The sequence below is a fragment of the Pseudomonas sp. SG20056 genome (assembly GCF_031764535.1).
Classification (GTDB): domain Bacteria; phylum Pseudomonadota; class Gammaproteobacteria; order Pseudomonadales; family Pseudomonadaceae; genus Aquipseudomonas.
Window position 1 is genome coordinate 1,210,008 of the sequence record NZ_CP134499.1, and the last position, 13,251, is coordinate 1,223,258.

The 13,251-nt window shown below is 61.1% G+C and carries 13 protein-coding genes; 10 read left to right on the plus strand and 3 right to left on the minus strand.

The window, feature by feature from the left end:
• The first annotated feature begins 12 nt into the window (after positions 1–12).
• Positions 13–1,344 carry an MFS transporter gene (locus RHP75_RS05830; RefSeq protein ID WP_311090892.1) on the plus strand — a complete coding sequence of 444 codons (1,332 nt, stop codon included), beginning with the start codon at positions 13–15 and terminating at the stop codon, positions 1,342–1,344.
• 58 nt (positions 1,345–1,402) lie between these two features.
• Here the strand turns inward: RHP75_RS05830 and RHP75_RS05835 are convergent, their stop codons facing one another.
• Both RHP75_RS05835 and upp read right to left on the minus strand, forming a co-directional pair.
• A complete protein-coding gene (locus RHP75_RS05835) occupies positions 1,403–2,671 on the minus strand; it encodes a uracil-xanthine permease family protein (RefSeq protein ID WP_311090893.1) in 1,269 nt (422 codons plus the stop codon).
• Between the two features lie 2 nt (positions 2,672–2,673).
• A complete protein-coding gene (gene upp / locus RHP75_RS05840; RefSeq protein ID WP_090251496.1) occupies positions 2,674–3,312 on the minus strand; it encodes a uracil phosphoribosyltransferase in 639 nt (212 codons plus the stop codon).
• Positions 3,313–3,558: 246 nt separating this feature from the next.
• Between upp and RHP75_RS05845 the strand changes: the two genes are divergently transcribed.
• Positions 3,559–4,116 carry a hypoxanthine-guanine phosphoribosyltransferase gene (locus tag RHP75_RS05845; RefSeq protein ID WP_311090894.1) on the plus strand — a complete coding sequence of 186 codons (558 nt, stop codon included), beginning with the start codon at positions 3,559–3,561 and terminating at the stop codon, positions 4,114–4,116.
• A 5-nt stretch (positions 4,117–4,121) separates the two neighbouring features.
• Positions 4,122–4,595: a WbuC family cupin fold metalloprotein gene (locus RHP75_RS05850; protein WP_311090895.1), complete on the plus strand. Its 474-nt coding sequence runs from the start codon at positions 4,122–4,124 to the stop codon at positions 4,593–4,595.
• 5 nt (positions 4,596–4,600) lie between these two features.
• Here the strand turns inward: RHP75_RS05850 and dauA are convergent, their stop codons facing one another.
• Positions 4,601–6,331, minus strand: a complete 1,731-nt coding sequence (gene dauA, locus RHP75_RS05855) for a C4-dicarboxylic acid transporter DauA (RefSeq protein WP_311090896.1) — start codon at positions 6,329–6,331, stop codon at positions 4,601–4,603.
• Between the two features lie 183 nt (positions 6,332–6,514).
• Here dauA and RHP75_RS05860 point away from each other — a divergent pair, with 183 nt between their 5' ends.
• The 7 genes from RHP75_RS05860 (at position 6,515) to RHP75_RS05890 (ending at position 13,245) form a co-directional block, all read left to right on the plus strand.
• The gene (locus RHP75_RS05860) at positions 6,515–6,802 is read left to right on the plus strand and encodes a PA4642 family protein (RefSeq protein ID WP_160088297.1); all 288 of its coding nucleotides are present in this window, start codon (positions 6,515–6,517) and stop codon (positions 6,800–6,802) included.
• Positions 6,803–6,966: 164 nt separating this feature from the next.
• Complete coding sequence (locus RHP75_RS05865) at positions 6,967–7,560, plus strand: TetR family transcriptional regulator C-terminal domain-containing protein (protein ID WP_311090898.1); 594 nt, start codon at positions 6,967–6,969, stop codon at positions 7,558–7,560.
• 53 nt (positions 7,561–7,613) lie between these two features.
• The gene (locus RHP75_RS05870) at positions 7,614–8,723 is read left to right on the plus strand and encodes an NADH:flavin oxidoreductase (protein ID WP_160088293.1); all 1,110 of its coding nucleotides are present in this window, start codon (positions 7,614–7,616) and stop codon (positions 8,721–8,723) included.
• A gap of 314 nt (positions 8,724–9,037) precedes the next feature.
• Positions 9,038–9,985 (plus strand): alpha/beta hydrolase, encoded by a 948-nt coding sequence (locus RHP75_RS05875; RefSeq protein ID WP_311090899.1) that lies wholly within the window; start codon positions 9,038–9,040, stop codon positions 9,983–9,985.
• A 166-nt stretch (positions 9,986–10,151) separates the two neighbouring features.
• Positions 10,152–10,658 carry a TRAP transporter small permease subunit gene (locus RHP75_RS05880; RefSeq protein ID WP_257778840.1) on the plus strand — a complete coding sequence of 169 codons (507 nt, stop codon included), beginning with the start codon at positions 10,152–10,154 and terminating at the stop codon, positions 10,656–10,658.
• Positions 10,658–11,983 carry a TRAP transporter large permease subunit gene (locus RHP75_RS05885; RefSeq protein WP_311090900.1) on the plus strand — a complete coding sequence of 442 codons (1,326 nt, stop codon included), beginning with the start codon at positions 10,658–10,660 and terminating at the stop codon, positions 11,981–11,983. Before RHP75_RS05880 ends, RHP75_RS05885 begins: the two co-directional genes overlap by 1 nt.
• Positions 11,984–12,192: 209 nt before the next feature.
• A complete protein-coding gene (locus tag RHP75_RS05890) occupies positions 12,193–13,245 on the plus strand; it encodes a TRAP transporter substrate-binding protein (RefSeq protein WP_289239729.1) in 1,053 nt (350 codons plus the stop codon).
• The last annotated feature ends 6 nt before the right edge of the window (positions 13,246–13,251 follow it).

Consider the following 13,251-nt stretch of genomic DNA (forward strand, 5'->3'; position numbering starts at 1 on the left):
AGGAGACTGCCAGTGCCCAACAACAATAACGGCTATCCCTCTTCCACCCGCGCCTGGGTGACTGTCGCCATCCTGATGGTGGCGTATGTGCTGTCGTTTATCGATCGGCAGATTCTCAACCTGTTGGTTGGCCCGATCCGCCGCGACCTGATGATCAGCGACACGCAGATGAGCCTGCTGATGGGTTTGTCCTTTGCGCTGTTCTACACCGTCTGTGGGATTCCTTTGGGCCGTTTGGCCGACACCAAGAGTCGTCGTGGGCTGATCGCTATCGGCGTGCTGTTCTGGAGTGCGGCCACTGCCGCCTGCGGCATGGCCAAGCTGTATTGGCAGTTCCTGATCTGCCGCATCGGCGTCGGTGTCGGTGAGGCGGCGCTGTCGCCTGCGGCCTACTCGCTGATTGCCGACAGCTTTCCGCCCGAGCGCCGTGCTACCGCGATCAGCGTGTATTCCATGGGGGTTTACCTCGGCTCCGGACTGGCCTTTCTGCTCGGCGGCCTGGTGATTCAGTTTGCCTCGGCGCAGGGCGATGTGGTGCTGCCGGTATTCGGTGAAGTACGCCCGTGGCAGCTGATCTTTTTGATTCTCGGTGCGGCCGGGGTGTTGTTCACCCTGCTGATGCTGGCAGTCAAGGAGCCTGCACGGCGTGGCGTGGGTGCGGGTGTTGCGGTGCCGCTGGCGGATGTCGGTCGCTATATCCGATCCAATCGGCGTACGGTGCTATGCCATAACTTCGGCTTTGCCGGCCTGGCGTTTGCCGGTTACGGCAGCGCGGCCTGGGTACCGACATTCTTTATTCGCACCTATGGCTGGGACGCCGGTCAGGTCGGCATCGTCTATGGCAGCATCGTGGCGGTGTTCGGTTGCCTGGGTATCGTCTTCGGGGGGCGCCTGGCAGACTGGATGGCCAAGCGCGGCAGCAGCGATGCCAATATGCGTGTTGGTCTGTATGCGGCGTTGGGGGCAGTGCCCTGCGTCCTATCCTTCCCGCTGATGGACAGCGCGTTGTGGGCTGCGGTGCTGATGGCGCCAACGGTGTTCTTCCTGAGTATGCCGTTTGGTGTGGCGCCGGCGGCCATCCAGGAAATCATGCCCAACTCGATGCGTGGCCAGGCCTCGGCAATCTACCTGTTTGTCATCACCTTGATCGGCCTGGGCATCGGCCCGACGGCGGTGGCCTTGGTGACCGACTATGTGTTTGCCGATGACAACGCGCTGCGTTATTCGCTGCTGATTGTTACCGCGCTGGCGGTATTCAGCTCCATCGTGCTGTTGAGCATGGGGCTCAAACCCTATCGCGAGAGTGTGGTGCGGCTGCAGGGATGGTCGGCCAACCCGGCTTAAATCTTGTCAGCTGGCATAAAAAAGCCCCACAGATGCGGGGCTTTTTATTGGGCGCGGTTTACAGGTCCGGCTCTTCCAGCACGGTTTTACTGCGCCAGCCTTGGCCGCCGGGCAGTACCAGGTTGAGTACCAGGGCGCAGATGGCGCACAGGGAAATGCCGGAGAGGGCAAAGTCTGTGTTGCCAATCACCATGCCGCCGATGCCGAACACCAGGGTCACCGACACGATGATCAGGTTGCGCGCTTCGGACAGGTCGACCTGATGGCGGATCAGGGTATTCAGGCCCACCACCGCGATGGAGCCGAACAGCAGGCAGAGAATGCCGCCCATCACCGGTACCGGAATGCTTTGCAACGCGGTGCCGAATTTGCCGACAAAGGCCAGGGCAATGGCGAAGCAGGCTGCCCAGGTCATGATCTTCGGGTTGTAGTTCTTGGTCAGCATCACCGCGCCGGTCACTTCCGCATAGGTGGTATTCGGTGGGCCGCCGAACAGGCCAGCGGCCGAGGTGGCCAGGCCGTCGCCGAGCAGGGTGCGGTGCAGGCCGGGCTTCTTGATAAAGTTCTTGCCGGTCACGCTGCCGATCGCCACTACGCCGCCGATATGCTCGATGGCCGGTGCCAAGGCCACCGGAACGATGTACAAGATCGCGCCCCAGTGCAGCTCAGGCGTCACGAATGCCGGAATCGCCAGCCAGGGTGCGGCCGCGATATTGCTGGTGTCGATCACCCCGCAGAACGCCGCGACGATGCAGCCGACGATGATCCCCGCGAGGATCGGCACCAGGCGCAGCAGGCCACGGCCCATAGCCGCGACCAGTACGGTGGTGATCAACGCCGACATGGAAATCAGCATGGCGGTTTCATACGGAACCAGCTGCGCGCTGCCATCACCGGCCTTGCCCATGGCCATGTTCACCGCTACTGGCGACAGGGCCAGGCCGATGGAAATGATCACCGGCGCGATGACTACCGGCGGCAACAGACGGTCGATAAAGCCCGCGCCCTTAACCCGTACCACGGCGCTGAGCAGGATATACACCAGGCCCGATGCGACGATGCCGCCGAGCACGGCCGGCAGGCCGAACTCGCCTTTGGCGGCGAGAATCGGGGCGATAAAGGCAAAGCTCGAGGCCAGAAAAACCGGCACTTGGCGCCCGGTCACCAGTTGGAACAGCAGGGTGCCGATACCCGCAGTGAATAGCGCTACGTTGGGGTCCATACCTGTGATCAACGGCATCAGCACCAGGGCGCCAAAAGCCACAAACAGCATCTGCGCGCCGGAAATGCCCTGGCGCCAGAGTGGATCGTTGTATTCGTCCTGCATGCTTACGCGTCCTTCTGTTTGGTGCCGAAGATCTTGTCGCCGGCATCACCGAGGCCGGGAATGATGTAGCCGTGCTCGTTCAAACGCTGATCGATGGACGCGGTGTAAATGGTCACGTCAGGATGCGCATCGTTGACCACCTTGATGCCCTCTGGTGCAGCCACCAGGACCATGGCGCGGATTTCCTTGCAGCCGGCTTTTTTCAGCAGGTCGATGGTAGCGACCATCGAGCCGCCGGTGGCGAGCATCGGGTCGATGATCATGGCCAGGCGCTCGTCGATTTCCGAGGCGAGTTTTTCCAGGTAGGTGTGCGCTTGCAGGGTTTCCTCGTTGCGCGCCACGCCCACGGCGCTGACCTTGGCACCTGGAATTAGGCTAAGCACGCCTTCGAGCATGCCGATGCCGGCGCGCAGAATCGGCACCACAGTGATTTTTTTGCCGGAGATTTTTTCAACCTGCACGGTGCCGCACCAGCCCTCGATCTCGTAGTTTTCCAGGGGCAGATCCTTGGTCGCTTCATAGGTCAGCAGCGCACCGACTTCCTGAGCCAGCTCCCGAAAATTCTTCGTGCTGATATCGGCGCGGCGCATCAGGCCGAGTTTGTGACGGATCAGCGGGTGGCGGATCTCGAGGATGGGCATGGCGGGGTCTCCGGCAGGACGGGTAAAAAACTGGCCTAGATTAAAGCATTGGCTATGCCAAGTGCTGAGCCAAGATGGCCTAATGTCGCTAAATAGCGCCTAACGTGTCGTGGCTTGCGGGTAATTGCCGCAGTTGGTCTGCCGGGGCTTGCTCTGCATGACGCAGATGCGTACCTTTGCCGGCTTTTATTTTGACGCATCGATCAACTTTCTGGTTCGGGCGTCCCGCTCCCAAGAGGAAACAGCATGTCCGTCGATCTCGCGCATATCCGCCAAGTCATGGCCGAAGCCGATTGCCTGCACAGCAATGCCGAGGTTGAGGTGGCCATCGACACTATGGCAGCCGCCATTAACAGCGATATGGCCGACAGCAACCCCGTGGTGTTCTGCGTGATGAACGGTGGGCTGATCTTTTCCGGCAAGCTGCTGCCCAAGCTCAACTTCCCGCTGGAGTTGTCCTACCTGCACGCCACCCGCTACCGCAATGAAACCAGCGGTGGCGAGCTGTTCTGGAAGGCCAAGCCGGAAATCTCCTTTATCGACCGCGACGTGCTTATCATCGACGACATCCTCGATGAAGGGCACACCCTCGGTGCAATCATCGACTTCTGCCGTCACGCCGGCGCCAAGAACGTGCGCATCGCCGTGCTGGTAGATAAAACCCACGACCGCAAAGCACGCCCGGACCTCAAAGCCGATTACGTCGGCATGTCCTGCGTTGATCGCTATGTGTTTGGCTATGGCATGGACTACAAAGGCTACTGGCGCAATGCGCCGGGTATCTACGCAGTTAAAGGGTTGTAAAACGTATGACTGGGCCGCGCTTTCTTGATCAGACCCTGTTCGGTGCACTGGCCGAGCAAGCGGCGGCCAGCCCACGGCAACGCCAGCACCATAACTTCCACCAGATGGAGGAGCCTTGTCATCGCATGGCTGTCGGACTGCAGCCGGACACCTATATCCCGCCGCACCGTCATCTCTCGGCGGATAAAGCCGAAGCGCTGCTGGTACTCAAAGGCCGCCTGGGCCTGCTGATTTTCAATGACGCCGGTGAAGTGCTGGATAAGCGCGTACTGCAGGCCGCTGGTGAGTGTGTCGGCGTTGATCTGCCGCCTGGTGTATTTCACGCTCTGGTGGTGCTGGAAGCCGACAGCATTCTGTTTGAATGCAAAGCCGGGCCCTACAAACCTGTGGGGGAAGGCGAACAAGCCAGTTGGGCGCCGCGTGAGGGTGAGCCTGGTGTTGCCGAGTACCAGGCCTGGATGCGCGCACAATTCACTTAGTTCGTTTATTCCCCATCGTTCTTGGGCGCTAGCCAGCGCAACGCTTTCTCTTTGGCTTGGGCCAGATCGCGTACATACGCCAGCTCACCCTCGACGCGCACGATGCCGGCACGGCGTAATTGCAGGCGCACCTGGGGCGTGGGCCCGCTGAGCACCAGGGCGACCTGCTGCTCGCGGTAGTCGCGCAGCACGTTGTCCAGCGCGGCAATCGCGGTCATATCTAGCAGCGGTACGGCGCTGATATCGACGATCACCACCTTCACCCCTGGGGTAAAGCGCCTGAGTACGCTCAGGGCTTTTTCTGCAGCACCGAAGAACAGCGGCCCGCGAATGGCGTAGGCCAGCACGTGTTCGGGCAGGTCATTAAGCGCCTGGTGAAAGTGCTTGGGCAGTGGCGCAGTGTCGGTCAGGTCGCTCATGCGCTTGATAAACAGCCCGGCTGCCAGCAGCAAGCCAACGCCTACCGCCAGCACCATATCGAACAGCACGGTGAGGATCAGGCAGGTCAGCAGCACCAGCACATCGCTGCGCGGGGCGATGCGCAGGGTGTGGCGCACATGCCGAGGCTCGCTCATGTTCCATGCCACCACCAGCAGCAAAGCCGCCAGCGCGGCCATCGGCAGGTAGCTGAACAAGGGCGCAAGAAACAGGATGGCGATCAGCACCACCGCCGCGTGGGTAATCGCCGCCAGTGGCGAGTAGGCCCCCGCACGCACGTTGGCGGCGCTGCGGGCAATCGCCGCGGTGGCGGTGATGCCGCCAAAGAAGGGCGCGACCAGATTGCCGATGCCCTGGCCAATCAGTTCGCCATTGGGGTCGTGTTTGCTGCCGGTCATGCCATCGGCGACCACCGCGCAGAGCAGCGATTCGATGGCCCCGAGCATGGCAATGGCAAACGCCGGGGCGAGTAGTTGGCGCAGCAGCTCGAAACTCACCACCAGCGGCTTACCATCGGCACCGGGCAGCTGCCAGGGCCAAACCAGGCTTGGCAGAAACGGCGGAATACCCGGGTGCTCAACCCCATTCAGGCTGTAGCTGAAGCGCTCACCCAGAGTGGCCACCGGAATCTGCAGGCTTTCCAGTAGCAGTCCGAGCAGCGCGCCGATGGTCAATGCGACCAGATGACCGGGTATTTTCGGCACCCAGCGCGGCCAGATCAGTAGAGTCGCCAGGCATACCAACGCCACCAGGCTGTCGCCCAGTTTCAGGCTGGGCAGGGCGTGCAGCAGGCCGTTGAGCTGGTCCAGATAGTGATTTGGCTGGCTAATTAGTTGCAGGCCAAGCAAATCCTTGATTTGCAAGGTGGCGATGACGATGCCGATACCGGCGGTAAAGCCCAGGGTGACCGGGTAGGGGATAAATTCGATCAAGCGGCCGGCGCGCATCAGGCCGAGCGCAATCAGAATCAGCCCGGCCAGCAGGGTGCACAGCAGCAGGCCGCCGAGGCCGAATTGCTGGGTGACCGGTAACAGAATCACCACAAAGGCGGCGGTCGGCCCGGAGACGTTAAAGCGCGAGCCGCCAAACAAGGCGATCAACGTACCGGCGACCAGCACCGTATACAGGCCGTGCTGCGGCGCCACGCCGACGGCAATCGCCAGGGCCATGGCCAGCGGAATGGCGATGATTCCCACCGTTAACCCGGCGCTTAGATCGCTGCGCAGGTTTTTCCAACCGTAGCCAGCGCGCAGGGTCTGGCGCCAGGCGGAGAACAGCGGCGGTAAGGGCAGCGACATAATGACTCCCAACTCGGTAGGCGCAGTATAGGGTTTGAGTACGGTGGGCTGTGTTGACCTAAGTCGGCTGTGCGCCAGCCTCCTCGCGTGTTACACGGTACGGTTGCCGCGCATCCGTTGAGCCCTTGCCCACCCCGGAGTTACACTGCCGCCCCCGTGTGGCCTGGTTAGCTGGAGTGAGTGATGCGTAAAGACAAGAAACAGGTGATTGGCGAAGAGATTGGTGACGAGCCGATCAAGCTGTTCCTCAGTGTGGAACCGGCCGATGCCACGCCGCCGTCGCTGCACAAGCTGGTCAAGGCCTACCGCGGCCTGCGTATCGATGACTTCGAGCGCTTTGTCGGCTTCTTCGTTGCTGCCGGCTACGACCTGAACGCCAAGGATGCCCAGGGCAATGACTTTATCGCGCTGATCCAGGATCAACGCTTTGCCGAGCCTTACATCGACGTGATCAAGGCCGCGCGCGGCTGACATCGAGTCAGCGCGCACAACGCTGACCAAGGCTCACGCCTGCCCACAAAGCCGCGACCTGTTCGCGGCTTTGTCGTTTCTAAAACCCGCTGTGCTTCTTGCTGATAATCACGCAAATCAATAGTGCTGGGCGGGGCGAGACGACCGGTCATATTCTTGCCGGCATGAACTCCAGCATTCGACTCGACAAGCGTGACCTGATCCTCGCCAGGGGCGCCGAGGTGATGACCCGTCGCGGTTATCACGGTGCCGGTGTGCAGGAAATCGTCCAGGCCGCGGGGGTGCCGAAAGGCTCCTTCTATCACTACTTCGCCAGCAAGGAAGACTTCGCCCTGCAGGCCTTGCAGCAGGTCTATCAACCACGCCTGGCGCGTTATGCCGAAGCCTTGAGCAATCCGGCGCTCAGCCCGCGTGAGCGCATCCTCGGTTATTACGCTGAGCTGGTGGAGCACTTCGCTCGCCAGGAGCGTCTGGAATACCACTGCTTTATTGGCAGCCTGAGCTTCGAGATGGCCGAGCTGTCGCCGACGCTGGGCGCCCAGGTTGATGCGATTCTGCAAACATCAGCGGACATTTTGCAGGCCTGCCTGGAACAGGCGCAGGCGGCGGGTGAACTGCCGGCCGATGAAGATTGCCGCAACCTGGCGAGCTTTATCGCCAACGCCTGGCAAGGCGCGCTGACCCGGCTCAAGGTGGCGAACAACACTCGCGCCCTGACTGACTTTATCCACCGTCTGCAGCTGCTGTTGCAGGCCTGATCCCAAGCTCCCTTTAACCAGTTGCGGCGCTCTGGCCGCCCCGAGGAATGATGATGACCGATCCCGTTAAAGCGCTGTTCCAACCCTTTACCCTGGGCAACCTGGAGCTGCCGACCCGTGTGGTCATGGCGCCGATGACCCGTTCCTTCTCCCCAGGTGGCGTGCCCAACAGCAAGGTTATCGAGTATTACCGCCGCCGCGCCGCTGCCGGTGTTGGCCTGATCGTCACCGAAGGCACCACCGTTGGCCACAAGGCCGCCAACGGTTATCCGAATGTGCCGCGTTTTTATGGTGAAGACGCCCTGGCTGGCTGGAAGAAAGTGGTCGAAGCGGTACACGCCGAAGGCGGCAAGATCGTTCCGCAGCTCTGGCACGTGGGCAATGTGCGCAAGTTGGGCACCGAGCCGGACGCCAGCGTCCCAGGCTACGGCCCGAGCGAGAAGATTAAAGAAGGCAACGTGGTTGTGCACGGCATGACCCAGGACGACATCAAGGAAGTGATCGCCGCCTTCGCCCAAGCCGCCAAGGATGCTAAAGCCATTGGCATGGACGGCGTGGAAATCCATGGTGCCCACGGCTATCTGGTTGATCAGTTCTTCTGGGCCGGCAGCAACCAGCGCACTGACGAATACGGCGGTGACCTGGCGCAGCGCTCGCGCTTTGCCATTGAGCTGATCCAGGCTGTACGCGCCGCAGTCGGCCCGGAATTCCCGATCATCTTCCGCTTCTCGCAGTGGAAGCAGCAGGACTACACCGCACGCCTGGTGCAAACCCCGGAAGAGCTTGGGGCGTTCCTCAAGCCGCTGAGCGATGCTGGCGTGGACATCTTCCACTGCTCGACGCGCCGCTTCTGGGAGCCGGAGTTCGACGGTTCTGAGCTGAACCTGGCGGGCTGGACGCGCAAGCTCACCGGCAAACCAACCATCACCGTTGGCAGCGTCGGCCTGGATGGCGAGTTCCTCCAGTTTATGGTCAACACCGACAAAGTGGCCCAGCCGGCCAGCCTGGAAAACCTGCTGGAGCGCCTGAACAAGCAGGAGTTCGACCTGGTTGCCGTAGGCCGCGCGCTGTTGGTTGACCCGGATTGGGCGGTAAAAGTACGCGATGGCCGCGAGCAGGACATTCTGCCGTTTAGCCGTGATGCCCTGACCAGCCTGGTCTAAGAACCTATCTCGAATCTGCTGCGCGTCGGCGATACGGCGTTAAAAACAGGCTCGCTCTAGCTCGCGAGATCCGAAACAGGTTCTAAATACCCGTTTTATCGTGTGCGCCGCAAAACGGCGCAACACTCCTCAAGCCCCGGCACATCGGGGCTTTTTTTCGTCTTTTAAATGAGCAGCCTGTAGGAGCGGGCCATGCCTGCGAAGCCCTTATCGCGGCCATGGGCCGCTCCTACAAAAGCTTGCTGCACGACGGTCACAGGCAAGCTGCGCCTCGTTGGCTAGTATTGCCAGTGCCCCGTCCTCAGGTGTCGACCATGAAGCGTGCCGTACAGATCGCCGTATCCGTTGTGTTGCTGATACTTATCAGTCTGGCCGCTGCGGTCGCCTGGAATTGGGCGCCGGATCGCCCCGTGGCGGACCTCAAGCCGCGCTGGGCTTTGCCGCCGTCGCAGTTTGTGGCCATCGACGGCATGTTGGTGCACCTGCGCGACCAGGGCCCACGGGATGATCCCACGCCGATTGTGATGCTGCACGGCACCTCGGCCAGCCTGCATACCTGGGAAGGCTGGGTGGCGGCGCTGCAGGACAAGCGTCGGGTGATCAGCCTCGATCTACCAGGCTTCGGCCTGACCGGGCCATTCCCCGGTGGTGATTACCGCATGGCCCACTACAGCGCCTTCCTCGGTCATGTGCTGGATCAGTTGCAGGTGCCGCGCGCAGTGCTGGCGGGCAACAGTTTTGGCGGACAGCTGGCCTGGCAGTTTGCCCTGGATCAGCCGCAGCGCGTCGAGCGGCTGGTGTTGGTGGATGCCGCCGGTTACCCGCGCAACGCCACCTCCATGCCCATCGGTTTTCGTCTGGCGCAGATTCCTGCACTGGCGCCGTTGATGGCTAACCTGCTGCCGCGCTCAATGATTGAGGCAAGCATCCGCAACGTCTATGGCGACCCGGATAAGGTCAACGATGAACTGATCGACCGCTACTACGAACTGACCCTGCGCGCCGGCAATCGCGAAGCCTTGCGTCAGCGGTTTATCCAGGCCGAAGCGGGGCAGAGTTACACCCGTATCGCCGAACTCAAGGTGCCGACGCTGATTATCTGGGGTGGCCGTGATGAGTTGATTCCGCCGGTCAATGCCGAACGCTTCAAGCGCGACATCAAGGGCAGCCGTCTGGTGCTGTTCGACGACCTGGGTCATGTGCCCCAAGAAGAGGACCCCGCGCGCACCGTGGCGGTGCTGATGGGCTTTCTAGAGGGCTAGCCGGGGGTTAGGGCGGCTTTTTGCTGCGCACTAAGCTGCTGATATTTCGAGAGAGATTGCTTGCATAAAAGAGCTGGCGTGCTTTGTGCTAACGCTGTCAGCGCTGGTTGGCTTTGCGCCATCTTGGTCTAGGCTCTCGGAATAACAATTATTCGGCAGGTGCAGTATGCCCAAGGCCATCAGGCTGTTTGTGCACGCAGTGGAGGCGCTCAACCGCGTTGTCGGGCGCTTCGCCATGTACCTGATCTTCGCCATTCTCGGCGTGCTGCTCTATTCCTCCATCAGCAAGACTTTCTTTATGCCGGCCGCCTGGACGCTGGAATCGGCGCAGTTTCTGATGGTCGCTTACTTCCTGCTTGGCGGCGCCTATTCCATGCAGCTCGATGCCCATGTGCGCATGGACCTGTTCTACAGCCGCTGGTCGCCACGGGCCCGCGCGGTCATCGATGCAATCACCATCGGCTTTCTGATTTTCTACCTGGTGTTCCTGCTCTACGGCGGTATTTCCTCGACCCAGTACGCCCTTGAGTACAACGAAACCAGCTACTCGGCCTGGTCGCCGAAAATGGCGCCGATCAAGATCATCATGTGCATCGGTATCGCCCTGATGCTGCTGCAGGCCATCGCCACCCTGTTCAAGGACATCGCCGCTGCGCGGGGGGAACCGCTGTAATGGATTACGAGCTGATAGCCCTGCTGATGTTCTCCTCGATGATGTTGCTGCTGCTTACCGGCAAACGGGTATTTGGCGCGATTGGTTTTGTCGCAGTGGCGGCGGCCCTGCTGTTGTGGGGCGATGGCGGTTCGGAAATGGCCTTCAGCGCGGCCATGAAGCTGATGAAGTGGTACCCACTGCTAACCCTGCCGTTGTTCGTATTTATGGGTTACATGCTCTCCGAATCGGGGCTGGCCGAAGACCTCTACAAGATGTTCCACGTCTGGATGGGCCCGCTCAATGGCGGCCTGGCCATCGGCACCATTGGCCTAATGGTGGCGATCTCGGCGATGAATGGCCTGAGCGTGGCGGGCATGGCCATCGGCGCCAGTATCGCGCTGCCGGAGCTGCTACGCCGCGGCTACGACAAGATCATGGTCACCGGGGTGATTCAGGCCGGCAGTTCCCTCGGTATTCTGATTCCGCCCAGTGTGGTGCTGGTGCTGTACGGCATGATCGCCCGCCAGCCGGTTGGCCAGTTGTGGCTGGCTGGGGTGTTTCCCGGCTTGCTGATGGCGGGGCTGTTTATCCTCTATATCGCCATTCGCTGTCGCCTGCAGCCCGAGCTGGGGCCAGCGTTGTCCGAAGAGGAGCGCGGACAGATCAGCCGGCGCGAGAAGCTCTTGCTGCTCAAGGCCGGCATTGCGCCGCTGTTTATCTTCTTCTGCATGACCGGTTTGTTTCTCATGGGCATCACCAGCCTGGTGGAAAGCTCGGCGGTGGGCGCCGCAGCAGCCACCCTGATGGCGTTGGTCAAGGGGCGTTTGACCCGCAGCGTGATGGAAGAAACCCTGCGCAAGACTCTCGGCATCAGCTGCATGTTTATGTGGATCATCCTCGCCGCCCTGTGCTTCGGCGCGGTATTCGACGGCCTAGGCGCGGTCAAGGCGATTGAGGCGTTCTTCCTCGACAGCCTCGGGCTAGGGCCCTGGCAGGTGCTGATCCTGATGCAGCTGTCGTTCATCATCATGGGCATGTTCCTCGATGACACCGCCATGCTGGTGATCGTCGCCCCCCTCTATATTCCGCTGGTCGGCGCCCTGGGCTTCGACCTGGTCTGGTATGGCGTGCTCTACACCATCACCTGCCAGATCGCCTATATGACTCCGCCCTTTGGCTACAACCTGTTTCTGATGCGCGCCATGGCTCCGCCGGAAGTCTCGCTGCGTGACATCTATGTATCCGTTACCCCATTCGTGCTGATCATGGTGCTGGCGCTGGTGCTGGTCATGGTCTTCCCGCAGATCGCCCTGTGGCTGCCGCAGTGGCATTACGGTGGGTGAGCACATGAATTTCAGCTGTAGGCCAGCGCAGTCGTACCGATAAAGCCAGTGAGGATTGCTGCGGCGCAGCGCCGCTTATGCCGTACGCAATCCTCAAGGGCTTTTGAGCAATCAGGTGCAGGTTGCCCCTCTGAAAACCCTGCCAGTGCCCCGTGGGCCAGGCAGTGCGGTTGTATGCCATCTGAATCGACAAGCCTGGAGATAACAGCATGAGTACGAGACGCAGTTTTCTGAAAACCGCCGCGGTGGCCACCGGGGCAGCAGGGGCAACGGCATTGGGTTCGGCGCATATCTACGCCGCCGAGCCGAAGAAAATCGTTTGGCGCCTGCAGACCTATGCCGGCGCCGCCTTGGGCGAGCATGTGATCAAACCGTCCATCGATGCCTTCAATAAGGCTGCCAATGGCGAGATGGAAATCCAGCTGTATTACGCCGACCAACTGGTGCCCACCGGCGAGCTGTTCCGCGCCATGCAGAAGGGCACCATCGATGCCGTGCAGAGCGATGACGACTCCATCGCCGCGCCCGTGGATATTTCGGTGTTTGGCGGCTACTTCCCCTTTGCCACCCGTTACAGCCTGGACATTCCGGTGCTGTTCAACCAGTACGGGCTCAATGAAATCTGGGCCGAGGCCTATGGCGAAGTCAAAGGCGTAACCTGGCTCGGCGCCGGCGCCTGGGACCCTTGCCACTTCGCCACGGTCGAGCCGATCACCAAGCTTGAGCACCTCAAGGGCAAGCGCATTTTCACCTTTCCCACTGCCGGTAAATTCCTCACCCGCTTTGGCGTGATTCCGGTGACCCTGCCCTGGGAGGATGTCGAAGTGGCGATCCAGACTGGCGAGCTGGACGGTATCGCCTGGTCCGGCATCACCGAGGACTACACCGTCGGCTGGGCCAACGTGACCAAGTACTTCCTCACCAACAACATTTCCGGCGCCTGGTGCGGCTCCTACTTCGCCAACTCGGACAAATGGGCCGAAGTGCCGGAGCATCTGAAAACCCTGTTCAAGCTGTGCATGGACAGCTCCAACTACTATCGCCAGCACTGGTACTGGGGCGGGGAGGCGCAACTGCGGGTCGAAGGCGGCAAACTGCAACTGACCTCGATTCCGGCCGAGGAATGGGCCACTGTTGAGGCCGAAGCTTTGGTGTTCTGGGATGAAATCGCCAAAACCAGTCCACGTTGCGCGCGGGTGGTGGAGATCTTCAAGAAGTACAACGCCCTGATGGCCAAGGCCGGTGCGCCCTATCGCGGCTAACTGCCT

What these genes read in the sequence shown, in the direction of transcription:
- RHP75_RS05835 (WP_311090893.1), bottom strand. Translation starts at nt 2,671, where the DNA reads ATGCAGGACGAATACAACGATCCACTCTGGCGCCAGGGCATTTCCGGC.
- upp (WP_090251496.1), bottom strand. Translation starts at nt 3,312, where the DNA reads ATGCCCATCCTCGAGATCCGCCACCCGCTGATCCGTCACAAACTCGGC.
- RHP75_RS05845 (WP_311090894.1), top strand. Translation starts at nt 3,559, where the DNA reads ATGTCCGTCGATCTCGCGCATATCCGCCAAGTCATGGCCGAAGCCGAT.
- RHP75_RS05850 (WP_311090895.1), top strand. Translation starts at nt 4,122, where the DNA reads ATGACTGGGCCGCGCTTTCTTGATCAGACCCTGTTCGGTGCACTGGCC.
- dauA (WP_311090896.1), bottom strand. Translation starts at nt 6,331, where the DNA reads ATGTCGCTGCCCTTACCGCCGCTGTTCTCCGCCTGGCGCCAGACCCTG.
- RHP75_RS05860 (WP_160088297.1), top strand. Translation starts at nt 6,515, where the DNA reads ATGCGTAAAGACAAGAAACAGGTGATTGGCGAAGAGATTGGTGACGAG.
- RHP75_RS05865 (WP_311090898.1), top strand. Translation starts at nt 6,967, where the DNA reads ATGAACTCCAGCATTCGACTCGACAAGCGTGACCTGATCCTCGCCAGG.
- RHP75_RS05870 (WP_160088293.1), top strand. Translation starts at nt 7,614, where the DNA reads ATGACCGATCCCGTTAAAGCGCTGTTCCAACCCTTTACCCTGGGCAAC.
- RHP75_RS05875 (WP_311090899.1), top strand. Translation starts at nt 9,038, where the DNA reads ATGAAGCGTGCCGTACAGATCGCCGTATCCGTTGTGTTGCTGATACTT.
- RHP75_RS05880 (WP_257778840.1), top strand. Translation starts at nt 10,152, where the DNA reads ATGCCCAAGGCCATCAGGCTGTTTGTGCACGCAGTGGAGGCGCTCAAC.
- RHP75_RS05885 (WP_311090900.1), top strand. Translation starts at nt 10,658, where the DNA reads ATGGATTACGAGCTGATAGCCCTGCTGATGTTCTCCTCGATGATGTTG.
- RHP75_RS05890 (WP_289239729.1), top strand. Translation starts at nt 12,193, where the DNA reads ATGAGTACGAGACGCAGTTTTCTGAAAACCGCCGCGGTGGCCACCGGG.